General features: G+C 38.0%; 19 protein-coding genes and 1 tRNA gene. 3 read left to right on the top strand and 17 right to left on the bottom strand.

Features of this window, described 5'->3' with window-relative positions; genetic code table 11:
- Positions 1-55 precede the first annotated feature (55 nt).
- Positions 56-964, bottom strand: a complete 909-nt coding sequence (gene gnd, locus LKI_RS03045; protein ID WP_013102684.1) for a phosphogluconate dehydrogenase (NAD(+)-dependent, decarboxylating) — start codon at positions 962-964, stop codon at positions 56-58.
- A gap of 204 nt (positions 965-1,168) precedes the next feature.
- On the opposite strand from gnd, the gene LKI_RS03050 reads away from it, so the two are divergent.
- The gene (locus tag LKI_RS03050) at positions 1,169-2,020 is read left to right on the top strand and encodes a MurR/RpiR family transcriptional regulator (protein WP_013102685.1); all 852 of its coding nucleotides are present in this window, start codon (positions 1,169-1,171) and stop codon (positions 2,018-2,020) included.
- A 55-nt stretch (positions 2,021-2,075) separates the two neighbouring features.
- Here the strand turns inward: LKI_RS03050 and udk are convergent, their stop codons facing one another.
- The 4 genes from udk to ccpA form a co-directional block, all read right to left on the bottom strand.
- Positions 2,076-2,717 carry a uridine kinase gene (gene udk / locus LKI_RS03055; protein ID WP_013102686.1) on the bottom strand — a complete coding sequence of 214 codons (642 nt, stop codon included), beginning with the start codon at positions 2,715-2,717 and terminating at the stop codon, positions 2,076-2,078.
- A 1-nt stretch (position 2,718) separates the two neighbouring features.
- Positions 2,719-3,432, bottom strand: coding sequence for an acetolactate decarboxylase (gene budA / locus LKI_RS03060; RefSeq protein ID WP_013102687.1), 714 nt, complete (start codon positions 3,430-3,432; stop codon positions 2,719-2,721).
- Between the two features lie 170 nt (positions 3,433-3,602).
- Positions 3,603-5,453 (bottom strand): acyltransferase family protein, encoded by a 1,851-nt coding sequence (locus tag LKI_RS03065; protein ID WP_013102688.1) that lies wholly within the window; start codon positions 5,451-5,453, stop codon positions 3,603-3,605.
- 120 nt (positions 5,454-5,573) lie between these two features.
- Positions 5,574-6,581, bottom strand: a complete 1,008-nt coding sequence (ccpA, locus tag LKI_RS03070; RefSeq protein ID WP_013102689.1) for a catabolite control protein A — start codon at positions 6,579-6,581, stop codon at positions 5,574-5,576.
- Between the two features lie 219 nt (positions 6,582-6,800).
- Between ccpA and LKI_RS03075 the strand changes: the two genes are divergently transcribed.
- A complete protein-coding gene (locus LKI_RS03075; RefSeq protein ID WP_013102690.1) occupies positions 6,801-7,898 on the top strand; it encodes a M24 family metallopeptidase in 1,098 nt (365 codons plus the stop codon).
- A gap of 73 nt (positions 7,899-7,971) precedes the next feature.
- Here LKI_RS03075 and LKI_RS03080 read toward each other — a convergent pair whose 3' ends face one another.
- The 12 genes from LKI_RS03080 to LKI_RS03135 form a co-directional block, all read right to left on the bottom strand.
- The gene (locus LKI_RS03080; protein WP_013102691.1) at positions 7,972-8,709 is read right to left on the bottom strand and encodes a CPBP family intramembrane glutamic endopeptidase; all 738 of its coding nucleotides are present in this window, start codon (positions 8,707-8,709) and stop codon (positions 7,972-7,974) included.
- Between the two features lie 2 nt (positions 8,710-8,711).
- Positions 8,712-8,921 carry a hypothetical protein gene (locus LKI_RS03085; RefSeq protein WP_013102692.1) on the bottom strand — a complete coding sequence of 70 codons (210 nt, stop codon included), beginning with the start codon at positions 8,919-8,921 and terminating at the stop codon, positions 8,712-8,714.
- Positions 8,914-9,753: a Cof-type HAD-IIB family hydrolase gene (locus LKI_RS03090; RefSeq protein WP_013102693.1), complete on the bottom strand. Its 840-nt coding sequence runs from the start codon at positions 9,751-9,753 to the stop codon at positions 8,914-8,916. The genes LKI_RS03085 and LKI_RS03090 overlap by 8 nt, the downstream gene beginning before the upstream one ends.
- A 48-nt stretch (positions 9,754-9,801) precedes the next feature.
- Entirely contained in the window at positions 9,802-10,251 is a 450-nt protein-coding gene (locus LKI_RS03095) for a SprT family protein (RefSeq protein WP_013102694.1), read from the bottom strand.
- Positions 10,248-11,762 carry an ABC transporter permease/substrate-binding protein gene (locus tag LKI_RS03100; protein ID WP_013102695.1) on the bottom strand — a complete coding sequence of 505 codons (1,515 nt, stop codon included), beginning with the start codon at positions 11,760-11,762 and terminating at the stop codon, positions 10,248-10,250. Before LKI_RS03100 ends, LKI_RS03095 begins: the two co-directional genes overlap by 4 nt.
- Positions 11,763-11,848: 86 nt before the next feature.
- Entirely contained in the window at positions 11,849-12,328 is a 480-nt protein-coding gene (locus LKI_RS03105; RefSeq protein ID WP_013102696.1) for a GAF domain-containing protein, read from the bottom strand.
- A 290-nt stretch (positions 12,329-12,618) separates the two neighbouring features.
- Positions 12,619-12,867 carry an acyl carrier protein gene (locus LKI_RS03110; protein WP_013102697.1) on the bottom strand — a complete coding sequence of 83 codons (249 nt, stop codon included), beginning with the start codon at positions 12,865-12,867 and terminating at the stop codon, positions 12,619-12,621.
- 17 nt (positions 12,868-12,884) lie between these two features.
- A complete protein-coding gene (gene plsX / locus LKI_RS03115; protein WP_041773492.1) occupies positions 12,885-13,931 on the bottom strand; it encodes a phosphate acyltransferase PlsX in 1,047 nt (348 codons plus the stop codon).
- Between the two features lie 188 nt (positions 13,932-14,119).
- On the bottom strand, positions 14,120-15,502 hold the full coding sequence (locus LKI_RS03120; RefSeq protein WP_013102699.1) for an amino acid permease: 1,383 nt from the start codon (positions 15,500-15,502) through the stop codon (positions 14,120-14,122).
- Between the two features lie 398 nt (positions 15,503-15,900).
- A tRNA-Lys gene (locus LKI_RS03125) sits at positions 15,901-15,974 on the bottom strand.
- 190 nt (positions 15,975-16,164) lie between these two features.
- Positions 16,165-16,740, bottom strand: a complete 576-nt coding sequence (gene rpoE, locus LKI_RS03130) for a DNA-directed RNA polymerase subunit delta (protein WP_013102700.1) — start codon at positions 16,738-16,740, stop codon at positions 16,165-16,167.
- A 25-nt stretch (positions 16,741-16,765) separates the two neighbouring features.
- Positions 16,766-17,215, bottom strand: a complete 450-nt coding sequence (locus LKI_RS03135; RefSeq protein ID WP_013102701.1) for a YwiB family protein — start codon at positions 17,213-17,215, stop codon at positions 16,766-16,768.
- Between the two features lie 149 nt (positions 17,216-17,364).
- Between LKI_RS03135 and LKI_RS03140 the strand changes: the two genes are divergently transcribed.
- Positions 17,365-18,720 carry an HD domain-containing protein gene (locus LKI_RS03140; RefSeq protein ID WP_013102703.1) on the top strand — a complete coding sequence of 452 codons (1,356 nt, stop codon included), beginning with the start codon at positions 17,365-17,367 and terminating at the stop codon, positions 18,718-18,720.
- Positions 18,721-18,743: the final 23 nt, after the last annotated feature.

Here is an 18,743-nt window from a genome sequence, read left to right on the forward strand (position 1 = left end):
GAAAAAGCTCCCTTACGGGAGCTCCTGTTCAAACACTGAACAGTTCTTTATATTATTATTTAGCAGAATCCATTGCATGTCCACCAAAGCCATTACGCAATGCTGAAACAACTTTACCTGTAAATGTATCATCTTGCAATGAACGATAACGCATTGCTAATGACAAGTAAATCACTGGTGCTGGCACTTCTAAGTCCAATGATTCTTGAACTGTCCACTTACCTTCACCAGATGAATGCATACGACCAGCGATGGCATCCAAATGTGGATCCTTGGCAAACTGTTCTTCAGCCAATTCCATCAACCATGAACGGATAACTGATCCGTGGTTCCACAACTTTGAAACAGCTTCATAGTCGTAGTCGAATTGAGAAGCTTCCAATACTTCGAAACCTTCAGCAATCGCTTGCATCATACCATATTCGATACCGTTGTGGACCATCTTCAAGTAGTGTCCTGATCCCAAACGGCCTGTATACAAGTAACCGTCTTCTTCAGCAATTGACTTGAATAATGGTTCGATAATCTTCCATGCTTCGGCGTCATCTCCACCAATCATGAAGTTACCGCCGTTACGAGCACCATTCATACCACCTGACGTCCCAGCATCAAAGAACTTGATACCTGCAGCAGTTGTACGCTTGTTTTGCTCTAAGTTGTCTTTATAGTTAGAGTTACCACCATCAATAATGATGTCGCCCTTGTCCATCTTTTCAATTAAAGTATCAATTGTTGAGTTAGTTGGTACACCAGCTGGTACCATTACCCAAACAGCCTTAGGTGAAGGCAACTTTGACAACATATCATCGATGTCTGATGCGCTCTCGATTGATGATGAATAATCAGTTGCCGCCTTAACGAAATCAGCATTCAAATCAAATGCAACAACTTCGTGACCATTGTCAACAGCGTTTTTTACCAAGTTCAAGCCCATCTTACCAAGGCCGATCATCGCAAACTTCATGGTTTACTTACCTCTTATGTTTTTTGTATTTGTATTACTCTTTAATTATATGAAAATTTTTTACATATTGCAACCCCGTTATTGTAAAAAGTTTTCTAATCTTGTATAGTTAGTATATTAATATGACGACATTTAATATACTAACTATATATTTATTGTTGTCAGTCTATTAACGCGATTGATATCATATAGGAAGTATAACTTATGGCCCGTGACATTATTGCGCAACTCCGCGCTCAAAAAAAACAATTTAATCGTACCGAAAACAAACTCATTGACTATGTTATTAATGACCCAAAGCGTGCACGAGAATCGACCATTCAGGAGCTTTCTATTGGTTCAGGCGTGTCTACAGCTACAATTTCTCGTTTTGCTAAAAAAATTGGTTTTGACTCCTTTCGCGACTTTTCAGTTGCTTTAGCAAGTGCATCGTCAACCACAAATACCGTTGGCTTCTTTGGCGAAATTACTGATGATGACGATGTTAAAGCAATTGGTCAAAAAGTGTTTGCGGGAGCAAGTAATGCCTTGAATGCTACGGTTAATAACTTGACTGCTGACTCACTTGACAAGGCCAGTCATTATTTAATTGCTGCTAAACGCGTCGGTTTTTTTGGTATTGGTGGCTCTTCTCTGGTTGCCTTTAATGCTTACCACAAATTTTTACGCACACCGCTAGATGTGATTGCCCACCCAGATTATGATATTCAGTTGATGCAGGCAGTTAAACTGAACAACCATGACACCGCAGTTGTCATCTCACATTCTGGGCGTAACAAAGATACATTATTAATTGCCCAAAAGCTCAAAGAAAATGGCGTTAAAATTATTGCGATCACCTCTTTTGCTGACTCACCATTGGCAAAAATTGCAGACCTTGTTTTATTATCTCTTGCTGAGGAAATTAATTTCCGTAGTGAATCCATGAGTTCCCTAATTGCTCAAATTACAATCATTGATACCCTATTCACCATAGTAGGTTCACAATTATCACAAAAAACACAGCATGTAGTTGATACCATGCGTCATGTCATTGAAGAAACCCGTGCACATTAAAATGCCTTGCTAGTCTTTAGCAAGGCATTTTATTTTTGTTTCACAACATCTGATTTCAAACCGTATTGTTTTTTTTCAGCATCGCCTTGGCTTGGTTTGTAAGCATATCAATTGCTACGAGGTTTTCGCCACCCTCTGGCACAATAATATTAGCATAACGCTTAGTTGGCTCCACAAACTGATGATACATCGGTTTCACAGTTGCCAAATACTGTTCAATAACGCCACGTACGGTTCGCCCACGCTCATCAATATCTCGTTCCAAGCGTCTTAAAAAGCGAATATCATCATCAGTATCAACAAATATTTTCATATCAAGCATATCACGGACTCTTTCGTCATTGAATAACAAGACGCCATCAACAATTAACACATCAGCTGGTTCAACATGCTCAACTTCTTTAGAACGTGTATGATTCTCATAATCATATATTGGTTTATTGATTGTCTCATAGCGTAACAGCCGACGCAGGTCCGAAACAAATAAATCTGTCTCGAATGAATCAGGATGATCATAATTCGTCAAAACACGCTCAGACATTGGCTTATCAGATTGTTCCTTATAATATGAATCTTGCTGTAGCAAAATAGCAGATGAACCATCTTCTATTAAGCGACGCACAAGCTCGCGACTAACCGTTGTTTTACCTGAACCTGATCCACCGGTAATACCGATAACTAATGGTTTTTGCACCATTTTACGCTTTCCTTCCTTCGCTGGCCTTAATGCCCGACGACAACCCATCCAAATCAAGTGACATATCACGGAATTCAGCATTATCAATTGGTAAGTGCTGAATAAAATCATCAAACAACTGCAATGTCCCATCTACTTCTGTTGCAGAAAAATCCAAAACATGCCCGGCAAATTTTTTGTCGTCTGACAAAAAATGTACGTGCCAACCAGCAGCAGTTGGTCCATTAAATATCTCAGGTGCATAATAGCCAACTAAGGTACCAGCGACATCATCTCTATGAAATTCGGGTTGGTTTTTTGAGACATCTAATAAACTTGGAAATGGTATTGTTTGTTTAGCAACTACACGCGTGTGCACATGTGAAAATTTGCCGTGAAATTTAATTGCTGCAAAAATATTATCTAATTGAAATTTTTCTAATTTTGAACTTAACGTGCCAAAATCTACCTCTGAAAAAGGCAAAACTTCTGTTGGCTCATGAAAATGTACAGAAACAAATGGCAATAATACATCTTGATCCGTCACTTGAACAACTTGACCATTACTTAAGGCTTGATAGACTTTACCATCCAAAATAATACCTTCACCATCCAAGCCCTCAAAAGTACCAATACCAGTATCACCGTGTGCCAATAATTCAGCAACTGAGGCTGTCCCCTGCATCTGCTTCCCCATTAACATTGCTAACGTACCGTGTTGATATAAACTACTCATCGTTTTATATTTACGTGTTTAATACACACGCTTCCTCCGTTCTTTATTACTTCTTATTTTAAGCTAATAAAAATGGATGTAAAGCCCCAAAAATATTATTAACTCGTAAATATTTTTTCGACGACCTATTTTTTCGTTTATCGGTCGGCCAGTGATCATAAAAGTACTATTTAATCAATATGCTTAACGCGTCCAACTTCTTCGACCAATAGGCGAACATACTGTCTATCTCCTATTGCACCGGGATGGACCCCGTCATCAGCAAACCAATCTACATGCTGCTCTGCGAGTCCAAACCAATCAATGACATGCAAATTCTTATAATCTTTTGCTGCATCAGCCAGCATATTGTTGTTGTCATTTTGCCACGGCCGACTTTGGACAAAGTTATTCATCCAATAAATCTGACGTTTTGAACCAAACGATTTCATCATATGATCCAAATCCTGACGCTTAATCTCACCGTTTGTTCCCAAGCCAATTAACATATTTGGTGCTAACTTACCTTGCTTTGCCATTTGATCAACAATTTTGGGCGTTTCATACGATTGACGTCCAACTTCGGCATCGACTACCATATTTTTATTAATTTCTTGCAAAAATGGTGCTGCATCAAGCATGACAGAATCTCCAATTGCTTTGAAGGGCATATCCTTGAAAGCGATGTATTGTTTTTGCTTCAATCCGTAGGTAGCAATTAATGACTTCTCGTCGGCCGTCAATTTTGTTGTCTTATCATTTACTGTGTTTGATTTTTTTTCTGCAGCAGCGTTTTGTTTAGCCACCGCAGATTGATTGTTCTTAAGTTTTTTCTGCAGCTTTGTTTCTGGATGATCCTGACCAGCCCTTGGGTCCAAAACACCCTGTCCGATAAATAAAATAAAAATGAGTACAAGTGTCAAACTGCCAAAAAAAAGGTTTCTAGACATCGTGAGTCGATGCATTGCATTTTTTATTTTAACAGTATAACGAAAACTATTTTCAACGTAACGATAACTCAACTCACTGACAATAAGTACAAGAATCACTTCAATGATTAAGTTTAAAGTTGTTGGTTTGTAATTCGGTACAAATTTTTCATAAAAAACAAATACAGGTAGTTGATACAAATAGATACTATAACTGCGTGTCCCGATATAATTCAAATATTTATTGTTAAGTGCCTTAGAAAACCATGAAGCCGGATGAGCAATGACACCGATAAGTACAGCAATTGCCACAGTAAAAAGATACATCAGACCATAATACGTCACATTCTGTTGGCCGTTTAGCCACAAAAACCCACTAATCATGATCAAAAAAACAATTAAGCCTGTATTGTTTAATATTTTCTTAGCTTGCACAGTGATATCTTTTTGTAGTTTACTAGATGGCCAGGCAAATGCTAAACTTGACCCTAACAAAATAGCAAATAACCGTGTGTCGGTACCGTAATAGGCACGATTAATATTTTCTGGTTGGTAATATATCGCCATCAAAGCCGCACTCGCAATCGACAACAAAAACAAAGTCAATGCAACATATTCTCGCTTGAAACGACATTTCAAAACACCCCAAACGACAAATGGCCAAATAAAGTAGTATTGCCCTTCAATTGACAAAGACCAAAGATGTGTAAACGGTGAAGCACCACCAAATTGCTGAAAATAAGATTCACCGTTACTGATAGCCCAAAAATTATATAGATAGACTAAATTTGCTAATAAAATACGACGTAAATTATAAATTAATTGTTGATCAAATAACAAAATAACCGTAGTTGTCATCAACAACATACCAACTAAAGCCGGATAAAGCCGCTTTAAACGACGCATATAAAATTTTAGGGGTGCAATAAAATGATTTTGATCATACTCTTGAATAAGTATATCTGTAATAAGATAGCCAGACAGAACAAAAAACAATGGTACACCAAGCCATCCCCCAACAATTTTAGATGGCATCAAATGAAACGCAAGCACGCCTATCACAGCAATTGCACGTAGTCCATCAAATCCAGCAATGTAACGTCTTTTAATCATTTGAGACAGAAACCTTCCCTAGTAATTTGTTCAAAATAAAAAGTAAACCACTTTTATTAGTTTACTTTTTTTACAAATAAATGTCAATTGTTACCGTTATATTTCTTTAAGATGAACATACTAATTACGTGTCGTCCCTCGACGTTCTAATGTGTGTGGCAATTTAATTTGCGTATCATCAATAATCTCATTATTCATTAACTTAGTCAGCATTCTCATAGCAACTGCACCTATATCATATTTTGGCTGACCAATAGACGTTACTTCAGGTCGTGTGACAAGTGTGAATTTAGTATCGTTAGAAGTAATAATTTCAAAATCTTCGGGTACTTTTTTACCATTATCACGTAAGTAGTTCATAATACCGACTGCAACTTCATCATCATAGGCAATGACAGCTGTCGCGCCAGCAGACACAATTTTCTCAGCAACTTGCAATCCTGCAGAATAATCTTGATGGGTCGCAAATAACAAGGTGTCATCGAATGCTATTTGCATCTCTTCCAAGGCTGCTTTATACCCAAAAATGCGGTGTAGACTGTTAATTGCATGTGTTACAGGACCAGTAACAATCGCAACACGATCGTGTCCATTTTTAATAACTGTTGTTGTTGCTTCTTTAATTGCCTCAACATAATCAATATTAACACTCGGCAACTTGCCTTCACCATCAACAGACCCAGCTAAAACAACGGGCGCATCGACACCTGCAATGGTATTTAACACTTCTCGCTCTAACTCATTACCCATAAAAATAATACCATCAACTTGTTTGCTAGCTAAATTGTTAACCGCCATCGTTTCACGAACAGGATCCTCGTCTGTATTAGTTAACAAAACATCGTAATGGTACATATTAGCAACATCATCAATCCCACGTGCAAGCTCTGAATAGTACATATCTGTGACGTCAGGCATAACAACACCAATAGTTGTTGTCTTTTTTGACGCTAATCCACGTGCGACTGCATTGGGATGATAACCTAATTCTTCAATCGCATCTAATACTTTACGTTTTGTTGACTCACGAACATTATTATTACCGTTCACCACACGTGATACCGTTGCTAATGAAACACCTACGCGGTGAGCGACATCATATATTGTTGCTGAGCTTTTTTTTTGCATGAGAGAACCTTCTTTTAACTTTATTTTTTCTACTTTGTAATTATTGTCATGTTAATTCATCAATATACCTCTATCTATTATATCAAAAAAAAAACAATTTGCAAACGCTTACAACACCGATTTTATAAGTTTTCATTGTTCTTACTGTTTGTTACAAGAAAAGAATTTTTCTTATAACAGTGTTAAAATGTAATTAATATAAACTACGAGGAATTTTTAATGAATACAGAAAAAATCGCTACCTTAACAGCCTGGATAAATGCGCAAAAACTCTCAGGCGCAATTTTAACCAACTTCCATAGTATCTCTTATTTAACGGGATTTGAATCCGATCCCATTGAACGTGTTTTAGCTTTAGTCATCTTACCTGATCATGAGCCTTTTTTGTTTGGCCCAGCCCTTGAAGTACACAGCATGACTGCCAGCGGCTGGTCATTTCCTGCATTTGGTTACGAGGACCAAGAAAATCCTTGGCAAAAATTAGCACAACATCTTAAAAATGCAACTTATGGTCAATCTTTTGCTATCGAAGCTGACCATTTAACACTTTCGCGTTTTCAACAGTTACAAGAAGCCTACCCCACCGCAAATTTCAATAGCGATATAACCGACCAAATTAATCATTTACGGCTCATCAAGACTGCCACTGAAATCCAACATATGGTTGATGCAGGTCGTGATGCCGATCGTGCCTTTAGTATCGGATTTAACGCCCTAACAACTGGTGTATCGGAATTAGACGTTGTGGCAACGATTGAGTATGAACTCAAAAAATCAGGTGTTTCCGCAATGAGTTTTGAAACTTTACTGCAGTTTGGTCAACATGCAGCAGATCCACATGGCGCAACATCAACACGCACTCTAAAATCAGGTGACATGGCTTTGTTTGATCTCGGCACCATGTCTGAAGGTTACGCCTCAGATGCTACACGTACGGTTGCCTTTGGAAATGTAGATGCCAAAGCAAGGGAAATTCACGCTATCACTTTGGAAGCACAATTGACTGCGCAATCACATGCGAAAATTGGTATGACTGCAGACGAATTAGACGCCATTGCTCGGCACGTCATTACAAAGGCTGGTTATGGGCAATATTTTGTACACCGACTTGGTCATGGCCTAGGCTCTTCTGTCCACGAATTTCCATCAATTATGGCAGGAAATGACGTCACGCTACAAGAAGGTATGGCATTTTCGATTGAACCTGGTATTTACATACCAGGCATTGCTGGCGTTCGTATTGAAGATTCTGGATATATGAGTCGATCTGGCTTTGTGCCTTTTACACATACACCAAAAGATTTGTTACAGTTTTAGGAAAACAAGAAGCGTCAAGAAGATACAATATCTTCTTGACGCTTTTTACTTGATCAAAAGTAGTCTGTCACAATTAATTCAGACCTTTCACAATGGCGATAACTAACAAAGGGAACATGGTTATCGCGTTATTAATAAAGTGAATGGTAATACTATCCTGTAAGTTACCCGTTTTTTTATAAACATACGCCATGACCATTCCCATAACCGTATAAATTAAATAACTTAAAGCATCAGCTAAGTTAGATGGCACAGTCCCCATATGTGGAAAAGCAAATAATAACCCTGACAAAATAATACTTGCCCACCACCACGACTGTCGGAAAAAATAGTGAATCACTAAACCACGAAAAATAATTTCTTCAACAATTGGTGCTAACACAACCCCATAGATAATCATAGCTCCCATTGTGACATTTAAATTTGAAGTTAAGTTTTGAATGGCTGTTTGATTTTCAGTCGTTGTAACGCCCGTGAATTTTATACGTAAAGCACTAATCAGCATTTCCATGACAATCATAACAACAAAGATACCAATAATGTACCACATATGTTGCCAATTGCGTATATTTGGCTTATGAAATATTTTTCCAGGTGTTGTTGCTTTCAACAACCGAAAAGCGTAATAACCAATAGCTGCATAAGCTAAAAACATCATCAAAGCCCAAAATAATTGCAACCAAGCATTTTGTTGTATTGATGCAATACCCAAAAATCCAGGTGTAACCATGACCAACAGGACGATAATAATAAAATTTAAGATACGCCGCCAAAGTTCTTTGGGCGTAGGTACTTGTGTTAACTTAAGCAAAATTAATCATCCTTTTCTTCATTTAAACGCTGCTTTTTTGTCTGCCAGAAAAGCCATGTAAAGATTATATTAATAATAATCATTAACACAATGACCAAACTAATTGTCAAGCCTAACGACCAATGCTGACTATAACTTAACCAGAAAATAATGACAAACAATATAAATGTAGAAACACCAAGTAAGACACGTGCTGTTAAGTTTTTAATCATGAACTGTACCCGAAATATGATCAATAAAATCAGCTACTGCCGCTTCATTATTTGTTGTTGTTAACACGACATCCGCAATTGCCTTAATTTCTGCCTTTGCATTTGCAACAGCGACACCAACACCAGCAGCCTTAATCTGTGCTGCATCGTTTAAATTATCGCCCAATGCTGCAGTATCCTCACGTTTAATGTTTAATATTCTTGCTAGTTCCAAACCAGTAACACCTTTATCAACGCCTTTTGGATTGAACTCGACATATCGATTGGAACTAAACGTCAATAGCACTTCGTCTCCAACCTCACTTGTCACAGATGCTGCAATTCTTTCTCGAACAGCGGGATCAGGATGTTCAAAGATAACTTTCATGATTGGCGATTCGTTGGCTAAAAATGATAAATCATCCCCTTCCACGGCTGTGTAAGGTACCTGACGATCTGACATGTATTGTTTATCTGATGGTGAGATATTGTAAATGAACAGTTTATCTAATGTGTAAATATGTGTATCAATATCCGCCTGAATCTGCCCTAATCGAAAAATTTTGCGAGCGAGCGTAATTGGCATGGCATGTTGTGCGATTACTTTTTCGCTACCATCAGGTTCTAATGCAACAATTGCTCCGCCGTTATATGACACAACGTACTGTGTTTTCTTGTTTAGGCCAAGCGTTTCCAATGTACCAAAAACTGATTTGTACGAACGTCCCGTATTTGGTACAAAGTAACCACCATTTTCTGTAAAACGTGCAATGGCGTCAATATTTTTAGGATTAATTGAACCATCATCATTAAGTAGTGTTTCATCAAGGTCAGACAAAATTAACTGTATCATATTTTCTCACTTTCAAATAGGGTTTATATTCATTATACCTGAAGGCGATTACCTATTGTCAACTTCACCTACGAAAAATATTTGTGCACCACATTGTCCACAACGATACCGATTTTCAGAAAAACGTCGTTGTCTCATAATTTGATGATCATTCTCACATCGATAACGCCATAAATGCCGTGGTACTTGCGATAATCTTGGTGCATATCGCGAACCGCCCACTGCGCTTAATAACTGTTTAAATGTTGCATCGTTATGTTGAAATCCTTTTTGTTGCAAATGTAAATGATAGTGCACTAATTCGTGCTTAACAATACCTTCAAATTCCGGTAGATTAGCCATCTGAGGATTAAACTCTAAATCATGTGTTCGCAATAAGTAGCGACCGCCGGTGGTTTTAAGGCGTTTGTTAAATCGCGCACTATGATTAAATGGTCGATTAAAATATTGTTTTGATATCTGTACGACATAAAATTGTAATTGCTGTTGCGTTATCATTTTAATAAATGGTGGGCCCTAAGGTAACTTTGAGCAACTTTTTCAGCTGACTCATGTTTCACATTAACCGCGTAGTTCATATTTTGCATCTCTGTATTGGTAATACGCCCTGCAAGCTGATCCAATGCCACGACAATTTTGGGATTATTTTTAGCAAAATCAGATTTCATTAATGCCACGCCTTGGTATACTGGGAAAAAATTTTGATCATCTGTCAACACTTTAAGGTGATACTGAGCAAGTTGTGAATCAGTCGCGTAAGCATCAACGACATTAACTTGATTCTGAGCGACTGCGCGATAACGTAATGCTGGATCTAAACTAACTTTAGGTATATTGAGATTATAAGCTTTTTCAACACCCGGCATACCGTCAGAACGGTCTAAAAATTCAGCAGTCATCCCCGCTTTTGCACTCGGTAAATGCCTTAAATCACCAATTGTATTTAATTGATATTTTTTCGCATCTTTTTGAGAAACAGCAATAGCGTATGTGTCATTGAACCGTAACGGCCTCGTCAAAAACAAATTCTCTTTTTTCGCAACTTTTTTTGCCGCTGCATAAGTGACCTGAGCATTGGCACCAATGGGTAATTTAACAGCGGGCTTGGCCAATGATGAGGTTATTGTACCAGTGAATTCTGGATAAATATCAATTTTATTGCTTTCTAGTGCTGAATACAAAAAAGTAGTTACACCAAAACTAGGTTTTAACACAATTTTTGTATTTGGCTGCGCTTGCTTAATCAAGGCAGCATACATATTAATCAGTATTTCTGGTTCTGATCCGAGTTTGCCAGCAATTGTAATGGTTTGAGAAGCTCGCGTTTGTGGCAACAAAGGTAACAAACTACCGCCAATAAATAAGAAAGCAAGTAAACTGATGACCGTTTTTTGTAACCAACCGCGTAAACGTGTCACTAGATTAATAACCAATCCACTCATGATGGCTAAAGCAGCCGATGCAATGGCACCAATTAAAATTAAATTGGTATTGTTACGATCAATCCCTAGCAGAATAAAATCACCTAACCCGCCTGCACCAATTAAAGATGCTAGGGTAGCTGTGCCAATGATTAGCACAGTTGCAGTACGAATACCAGCAATAATACTTGGCATAGCTAAGGGTAGCTGTATTTTCCTTAATAAAATATAACGTGGCAAGCCGAGCGCACGACCACCATCCAAAATATCTTGCTCAACACCGGATAAACCAAGATAGGTGTTTTGAAAAATTGGTAACAACGCATAAATAATCAATGCAATCAGTGCCGCTGGTGTCCCAATACCCACAATAGGAATTAATAAGCCAAGTACCGCCAAAGAAGGCAAAGTCTGAAAAATACCCGTAATTTGTAAAAACCATTCTGCATAACGCTTATGATGTTCAGCCCATATTGCTAAAGGTATCGCAATTAGTGCAGCAATAACAACAGCAATAACTGTTAACTGAACATGCTGCCATAGTGCCGCTAGAAATTGTGCATGTCTAGCAGTAAGTGTTTCAAACATCTATCTGCCTCTTTTTCTAAAATTAGACAGTGTTAATCGTGTCATATCAAACACTGTCTAGATTAACTGTTCATCATCATTAACTGCTAAGCAGTGATATAAGGCAGCAACGTCCTGACAAAATCTTCCAAATCAGCCTGATCTTGACGAGAAAAACGGTTCAGATCTGGCGAATCAATATCTAATACACCAATTTGACGGCCATCAGTAGTTGTAATCGGTATCACAATTTCTGAATTTGAATCTGTGTCGCAAACAATATGACCAGGAAATTGATGAACATCCTCAACCACAATCGTTTGTTGTGAAGAAAATGCCTTACCAACAACACCATTGTCAGGTGATATTAAAGCCACTGCTGGTTTACCCAAAAAAGGGCCCAAAGACATGACATTATTCACGTCATCGAACAAGTAAAAACCGACCCAATTAAGCGCGCTCATATTTTGAAATAATATCGCCGCTGCATTAGCATAATTAGTAACTGCATAAGATTGGCTAGATTCACCCTCAATCCAAGTGGCTAATAGTTGTGATATTAAGGGTGTTCCCTGCTTTTCTGACATTCGTGTGTCCTCCAAAAATTCTATCTCCATTATTTTAAGTCATTAAGATCAAAAAGCGTCCTGATACAAAACAACAGATTTGTATCAGGACGCTTAGCAAGATGTCACATGCTTATAATCTCCGCACAATTAACTGTCCGTCATCATTTTTACATGTTTATAGTTAATAAAAACATAAAAATCATAACATTTTTTATACAATATACGCGACGAACTTTAATATTAAATGTTCAACTTGAAGGTTAGTATAAACTTATTTTTAGTAAGTGTCAACTGCTAAACAGGCAGCCTTAGCTTTGATGCGCGACAATATAATCAACTGTATCTTGCAGCGTAATCAGACTTTCAGCATCATCATCTGAAATACTAACATTAAACATATCTTCAACTTCCAACACAAGTTCAACAAAATCAATTGAATCTGCATCAATATCAGTTAAAAAATTTAAATTAGGGGTAATTGCAGAACGTTTTACGTTAAAACGTTCTGCTACTTCATCAGCCATCATATTATAGATTGCTTCTTTTTCCATAGCCATATTATATCTCCCGTATACTAATCATTAAGTTGTGCATTTAATACTTGCTTACCGGACTGCAGTTCTTCCGTATGTGCTGAGATATAATTTTGTATATCAGGCACTAATTGGTTATCAAGCATTGTCTTAATTTGTCCCATGGTGTTCGCCACTGCTGCAGCCTTAGCTGAACCATGCGTTTTAACAACCGGTGCCTTGACACCTAGAATTACAGCACCACCTGCTTCATTATAGTCTAACTTCTTTTGGACTTGTTTAAATGCTGGTTTGAGCAACGCACCACCAAGTTTACCACCAACTCCTGAGGCTAGAATTGCTTGTTTAATCTGTTTTAGCATCATTAAAGCTGTTCCCTCAGTAGCTTTTAAGGCAGCATTACCAGAAAAACCATCAGCAACGACAACATCCGCCGTACCCTCAAGCAACTCACGCGCTTCAATGTTACCCAAAAAATTAAATGATGGTGAATTTTTCATCAGTTGATGGGCTATTTTGTGCACTTCATCGCCCTTATCTTCTTCAGCACCATTATTTAACAAACGAACGCGAGGTGCAGTAATCCCTAGGACATGGGTCGCATAAAAACTACCTAGAATACCATATTGATACAAATGTGACGGTTTATTTTCAGCGTTTGCACCGAGATCCATGAAGACAAATTGATCATGTTGCCCATCAAAGCTTGGCATAGCAGACGCCAACGCCGGCCGGTCAACTCCCTTAATACGACCGATTAAGAAGATGGCACTTGATAACAACGCGCCAGTATTACCAGCGCTAAACAAAGCATCTGCTTGACCTTCTTTAACTGCCATAGCAGCTCGGACCATAGAAGAGTCTTTCTTTCGCCGCATTGCTTTAACTGGCTCATCACCCATTGCGATCACTTCTGTTGTTGCAATTAATTCAATCCGATCCCAATTGTTTACTAGAGGCTTAACCTCATTTTCTGTACCATAAAGTTGAAATTCAATATTTTGGTAACGATCTCGGGCGATTTCAATCCCCTTCACAATTTCCAATGGCGCATAATCGCCACCCATCGCATCTATTGCTATTTTCATGATTGTCAAAATGTGTCAGATGCTTAACGCAATAACGGCATGACCATTAACTCTGTCTATAATAGTCACCTGCAAAACAAATTAAAAAGCTTTTGCAGGTGACTATTATCAGCTCAACACACGTTTCCTCCGTTTTTTATCTTCATCTATTCTATCATTTTTCTCAAGTTAACGTCGATATTTTAACACTATTTTCGACTATGCTGCTTATGTGTTATAAAAAAGATAACTGACATCACAATTAGGAATCCCAATCCGATTAATAATGGTATTCTGGTATCTGGATTGATGACCATGTATACCAGCGTGATAAGCAACATTAAAATTGAGAAATAGTTCGTATAAGGCGATAATGGCATTTTAAACGGATGCTCTGACATATGGTGTTTATTCTCTTTGCGAAATTTAATCTGACTCCACAAGATAACAAACCACGGCACCATACCCGGCAACGTGCTAGCAGAATATACTAGCACAAAAATGCTTGAACTACCCTGCCAGAAAAACGGCAACAATGCATTTAAAATGATACCTAACAATATTCCAGTGGAAATTGCCAATACTGGTAGTGTTGGTACACGGTGCTTTGATAGTTTTAAAAACTTAGGTGACAGCTCTTTATTCAAGGCTAACGTATATATCATACGGCTTGAACTAAATATACCAGAGTTCAAGGCAGACATTGCAGCGGTGAGCATCACAAAATTAATAATACCTGCAGCTGCTGTAATACCAACACGAGAAAAGGTTTCCACAAAGGGTGAACCAACTTGATCCAACTGATTCCATGGATAAATTGTAATAATCACAAATATGGCACCAATATAGAAAATTAAAATACGAGCAACAATTGACCGAATGGCAGCTACGATAGCATGCTTAGGATTTTGTGTCTCACCGGCTGTAATACCAATAATTTCAATACCTTGGTATGACGTCATAACAATAGCTAAAGCAAACATGAATCCCTTAAAACCACCAGCAAAGAAAGGGCCATGTGACCATAAGTTAGAAAAACCAACTGGTTTCCAACCATTACCAAACCCAAGAACAATAACCATCATGCCTAAAATAATCATTAAAACAATCGTAATCACTTTAATCATTGAAAACCAAGATTCCATATTACCGTAAGCTTTGACTGTTGTCATGTTTGCTAATGTCAATGTCACTAATACAACAATTCCCGTTATCCAGTTAGGTAATTCAGGGAACCAATAATTCATGTAAAGGCCAACTGCAATTGTTTCTGAAATACCAACAGTAATCCACTGAAATACATTCGCCCAAACAGTCAAATATCCCGCCAGAGGATGGATATATTTTGTTGCATAATTGGCAAACGACCCCACTGCAGGGTCGACATATAACATTTCCCCTAACGCACGCATCACGAGATATAGAACTAGTCCAGCCAACGCGTACGCTAAAATAACAGAGACACCAGTCCATTTAATGGTTGACGCTGATCCCATAAACAAACCAACACCAATTGTACCGCCAAGGGCAATCATTTGCATTTGATGAGATGATAAATCTCTATTCAATTCTCTTTTATCTTCTTTTACCATAATACGCCTCCACGTTTTAAAGGTCATAACATTAAAAAGCGCCCCTAGAACTTAATCTAGGGGCGCTTCTGCGCGGTACCAACCCAATTTCAGACGCCAAACTATACGCCTTTCTTCAACTAATTGGATTAACGACCAATTACACCGACGATAATTTCAGTTCATCACCTACTATTACCATGCATCAACGGTAGTTTTTCGTTAAGGACTTTCATCATTCTCACCACCATGATGTCTCTTCAAAAAGATGCCTTTACTAATTATCCGTCTCTACGCTTGGTATTAATCATACTATGATTTAACTGTCTTTGCAAACTTTGAAAACAAAATAAAAGCAAGTAACCGAAGTTACTTGCTTTTATTGGAATATCCCAAAGGTCTCCTGATAGTTATATCAGTGCTCCCTCTCGGACTCGAACCGAGGACCTTGGGATTAAAAATCCCCTACTCTAACCAACTGAGTTAAAGGAGCAAACATGCCTTAGCACATTTATATATATTACAGACATTTGTTGAAAAAAGCAACCCTTTTTCATTTTTTTGTCAATTATATTTGTAATACATCACCAAAACGTTGATACTGTGGTATTTTAAAAGAAAATAAAAAAACCGATTTTCGCGGTTTTCATGAAAACTAATATCAAAATTTGTTGTTTGTATGGTTACTTTTCAATGTCGCCATCACTTAAATCATCAAGATCATTCGTGCCAGTTAACTCAGTTAAGTTTTCATCAATTGACTCGTCGTCTCCAACAACGATTTCGTCTTCATCATCATCGTCAACTTCGACCTCTGAATCCTCAACATCGTCATCAGTGGTGCTAACATCACCAAAGTCTTCATCTTCAGGATCATCATCGTTATAATCAATAACATCATCATCAGTTGAAGCATCAGCAAAGACATTGACTTTCTTTGCCACCTTTTTACGCTTTGGTGTATCATCGTCATCATCAATTTCATGAATAGACTCATCAATCGCATCCACAGGGTACCACGCACGTAATCCCCACTCGTTGTTTCCAAGAGAAATAAATGACCCATCAGTGTTTAAATCAGTATAAAACTGTGAGAGACGTGACTTGAACGTTTCTGCATCGACTTCTAAAAACGCCTGAATTTCTTGAACCAATGAACTAAATGGCATAACATTTTTATGTTCTGCCAAAATTTCAGATGCAATTTCAACCAATGCTAATTCTTCTTTTGGATGATTGCCTAATTGTTTGAGTGCCATAGTGCACGTCCTTTCGAGTTTCTAACTAATTAAGTTTACTAGATTTTCCATTAAATTGCAACAAAATATCGTATTGACCAACCAGAGCATCATTGGCATAGAGATCATAGCCCATCGTGACCACACCCTTATCTTGTTTTACGTCAACGTCAACGACTAAAACTGTGGTATCTGTTTCTAGTTGCATTTGTCCTGCTGGGGTTTGATAGTACGCTTGTAAACGCTGCCCCTTTGCAAAAGCTAATTTAGTTAAACTATCACCGCTGCGGTTCAAACGTACTTTATCAGATTCTAATTTAAATAACACGTTTGTTGGTGTTTGCTCCGCAATCACTTCAGTGTATCTTAAAAAAATGACGTCTCTTTTAACCAAAAGTTCGCCAACAGTTTGAAATTCAAAAACCTCTGTATCACCTGTTTGATTAATACTGGTTTTGAGGTGAATGTTGACGTCATGTTTATGATTAGTGCCCATTGTCCTGTCATCTCAAATGATTGCACATCATTTAACAATAAAACCAACAATTTCATTGCCATTTTAATTAAACATGCGCAAAAAACAACTTTCATTATTATTTTCGTTAAAAATCCATTATAATATAATAAAGACAAAAAGGGCAAACTATGTTAACGGAAAAACTATCAAACGAAAAAGTATTACGTGATCCTATACACAATTTTATTCATATACAAGATCGTATCATTTTAGATTTAATTAATACGACAGAATTTCAACGTTTACGGCGTGTTCAACAACTTGGTATTACAAGCGCTGTTTTTCATGGTGCTGAACATTCTCGCTTTGGTCACTCTGTTGGTGCCTACGAAATAGCCAGACGTATTACCGAACACTTTGAACAGTACTACCGTTCAAACAACACTAGCGATGGACTGTGGCATCCAGAAGAACGTCAAGTAACACTGGTTGCCGCCCTTCTACATGACATTGGGCACGGCGCATTTTCACATACTTTTGAACATTTGTTCCACACAGATCACGAAGCAATTACACGTGAAATTATTACTGGAAACACAGAAATCAATACCGTTTTATCACGCGTTTCACCAGATTTTCCAAATAAAGTTGCCAGCGTCATCGCTAAAACTTATGACAACCCACAAGTCGTTCAACTCATTTCTAGTCAGCTTGATGTTGATCGTATGGATTATCTCTTACGTGACGCTTATTTCACGGGTACGAAATACGGTGAATTTGATATTGATCGCATATTAAGAACCATGAAACCTACCTCAAATGGTATCGCTTTTGATATTGCGGGCATGCATGCCGTCGAGGATTATGTCGTCAGTCGCTATCAAATGTATCTACAAGTCTATTTCCACCCTGTATCACGTGGCATGGAAGTGCTTTTAGAGCACTTATTACAACGCGCACACGAGCTATATCAAGCCAGTGGGACACACGAAAAAGATTTTGTTGGTCCACTCCTAACGCCTCTCTTCAACAATGATCCATTAAGCGTTCATGATTATCTACAAATTGATGATCATGTTTTCATGACTTACATTGCCATGTGGCGTCATCATCCAGACCCTATACTATCAGATCTATCAACACGTTTCTTGGATCGTCACCCACTCAAGTCAATTATTATTGACGACCAAACCGCACCATTACTAGAAGATCTTGAAAAACTTGTCAATATTGCTGGGTATAACGCAGATTATTATACTGCTCGCAATGATGCGTTCGATTTGCCATACGATGATTATAAACCAAATGTCGCCAAGCCCCGGACACAAATTGACTTTGTTTTAGATGACGGCTCACATCGTGAGCTATCTGAACTTTCACCCTTGGTATCAGCTATTAAGGGCCAAGTATCCTTTGACAAACGGTTCTATTTCCCGAGAGAAATGCTTAATATTGAACCAGATGAATTATTTTCTGATACTTTCAAAACTTTCCGCAGCTATATTCACAACAACGCATTAACGACACCAAACCCTGAAAGTTAACACCTACACGCAGTCATTAAGAC

The organism is Leuconostoc kimchii IMSNU 11154, from assembly GCF_000092505.1.
Classification (GTDB): Bacteria; Bacillota; Bacilli; order Lactobacillales; family Lactobacillaceae; genus Leuconostoc; species Leuconostoc kimchii.

Coding starts and splice junctions, on each gene's coding strand:
- LKI_RS03050 (WP_013102685.1), top strand. CDS start 1,169: ATGGCCCGTGACATTATTGCGCAACTCCGCGCTCAAAAAAAACAATTT.
- udk (WP_013102686.1), bottom strand. CDS start 2,717: ATGGTGCAAAAACCATTAGTTATCGGTATTACCGGTGGATCAGGTTCA.
- LKI_RS03085 (WP_013102692.1), bottom strand. CDS start 8,921: ATGATTAAAAACTTAACAGCACGTGTCTTACTTGGTGTTTCTACATTT.
- rpoE (WP_013102700.1), bottom strand. CDS start 16,740: ATGGCACTCAAACAATTAGGCAATCATCCAAAAGAAGAATTAGCATTG.
- LKI_RS03110 (WP_013102697.1), bottom strand. CDS start 12,867: ATGGCTATGGAAAAAGAAGCAATCTATAATATGATGGCTGATGAAGTA.
- LKI_RS03075 (WP_013102690.1), top strand. CDS start 6,801: ATGAATACAGAAAAAATCGCTACCTTAACAGCCTGGATAAATGCGCAA.
- LKI_RS03090 (WP_013102693.1), bottom strand. CDS start 9,753: ATGATACAGTTAATTTTGTCTGACCTTGATGAAACACTACTTAATGAT.
- budA (WP_013102687.1), bottom strand. CDS start 3,432: ATGAGTAGTTTATATCAACACGGTACGTTAGCAATGTTAATGGGGAAG.
- LKI_RS03095 (WP_013102694.1), bottom strand. CDS start 10,251: ATGATAACGCAACAGCAATTACAATTTTATGTCGTACAGATATCAAAA.
- LKI_RS03135 (WP_013102701.1), bottom strand. CDS start 17,215: ATGGGCACTAATCATAAACATGACGTCAACATTCACCTCAAAACCAGT.
- LKI_RS03065 (WP_013102688.1), bottom strand. CDS start 5,453: ATGATTAAAAGACGTTACATTGCTGGATTTGATGGACTACGTGCAATT.
- ccpA (WP_013102689.1), bottom strand. CDS start 6,581: ATGCAAAAAAAAAGCTCAGCAACAATATATGATGTCGCTCACCGCGTA.
- LKI_RS03105 (WP_013102696.1), bottom strand. CDS start 12,328: ATGTCAGAAAAGCAGGGAACACCCTTAATATCACAACTATTAGCCACT.
- LKI_RS03140 (WP_013102703.1), top strand. CDS start 17,365: ATGTTAACGGAAAAACTATCAAACGAAAAAGTATTACGTGATCCTATA.
- gnd (WP_013102684.1), bottom strand. CDS start 964: ATGAAGTTTGCGATGATCGGCCTTGGTAAGATGGGCTTGAACTTGGTA.
- LKI_RS03100 (WP_013102695.1), bottom strand. CDS start 11,762: ATGTTTGAAACACTTACTGCTAGACATGCACAATTTCTAGCGGCACTA.
- plsX (WP_041773492.1), bottom strand. CDS start 13,931: ATGAAAATAGCAATAGATGCGATGGGTGGCGATTATGCGCCATTGGAA.
- LKI_RS03120 (WP_013102699.1), bottom strand. CDS start 15,502: ATGGTAAAAGAAGATAAAAGAGAATTGAATAGAGATTTATCATCTCAT.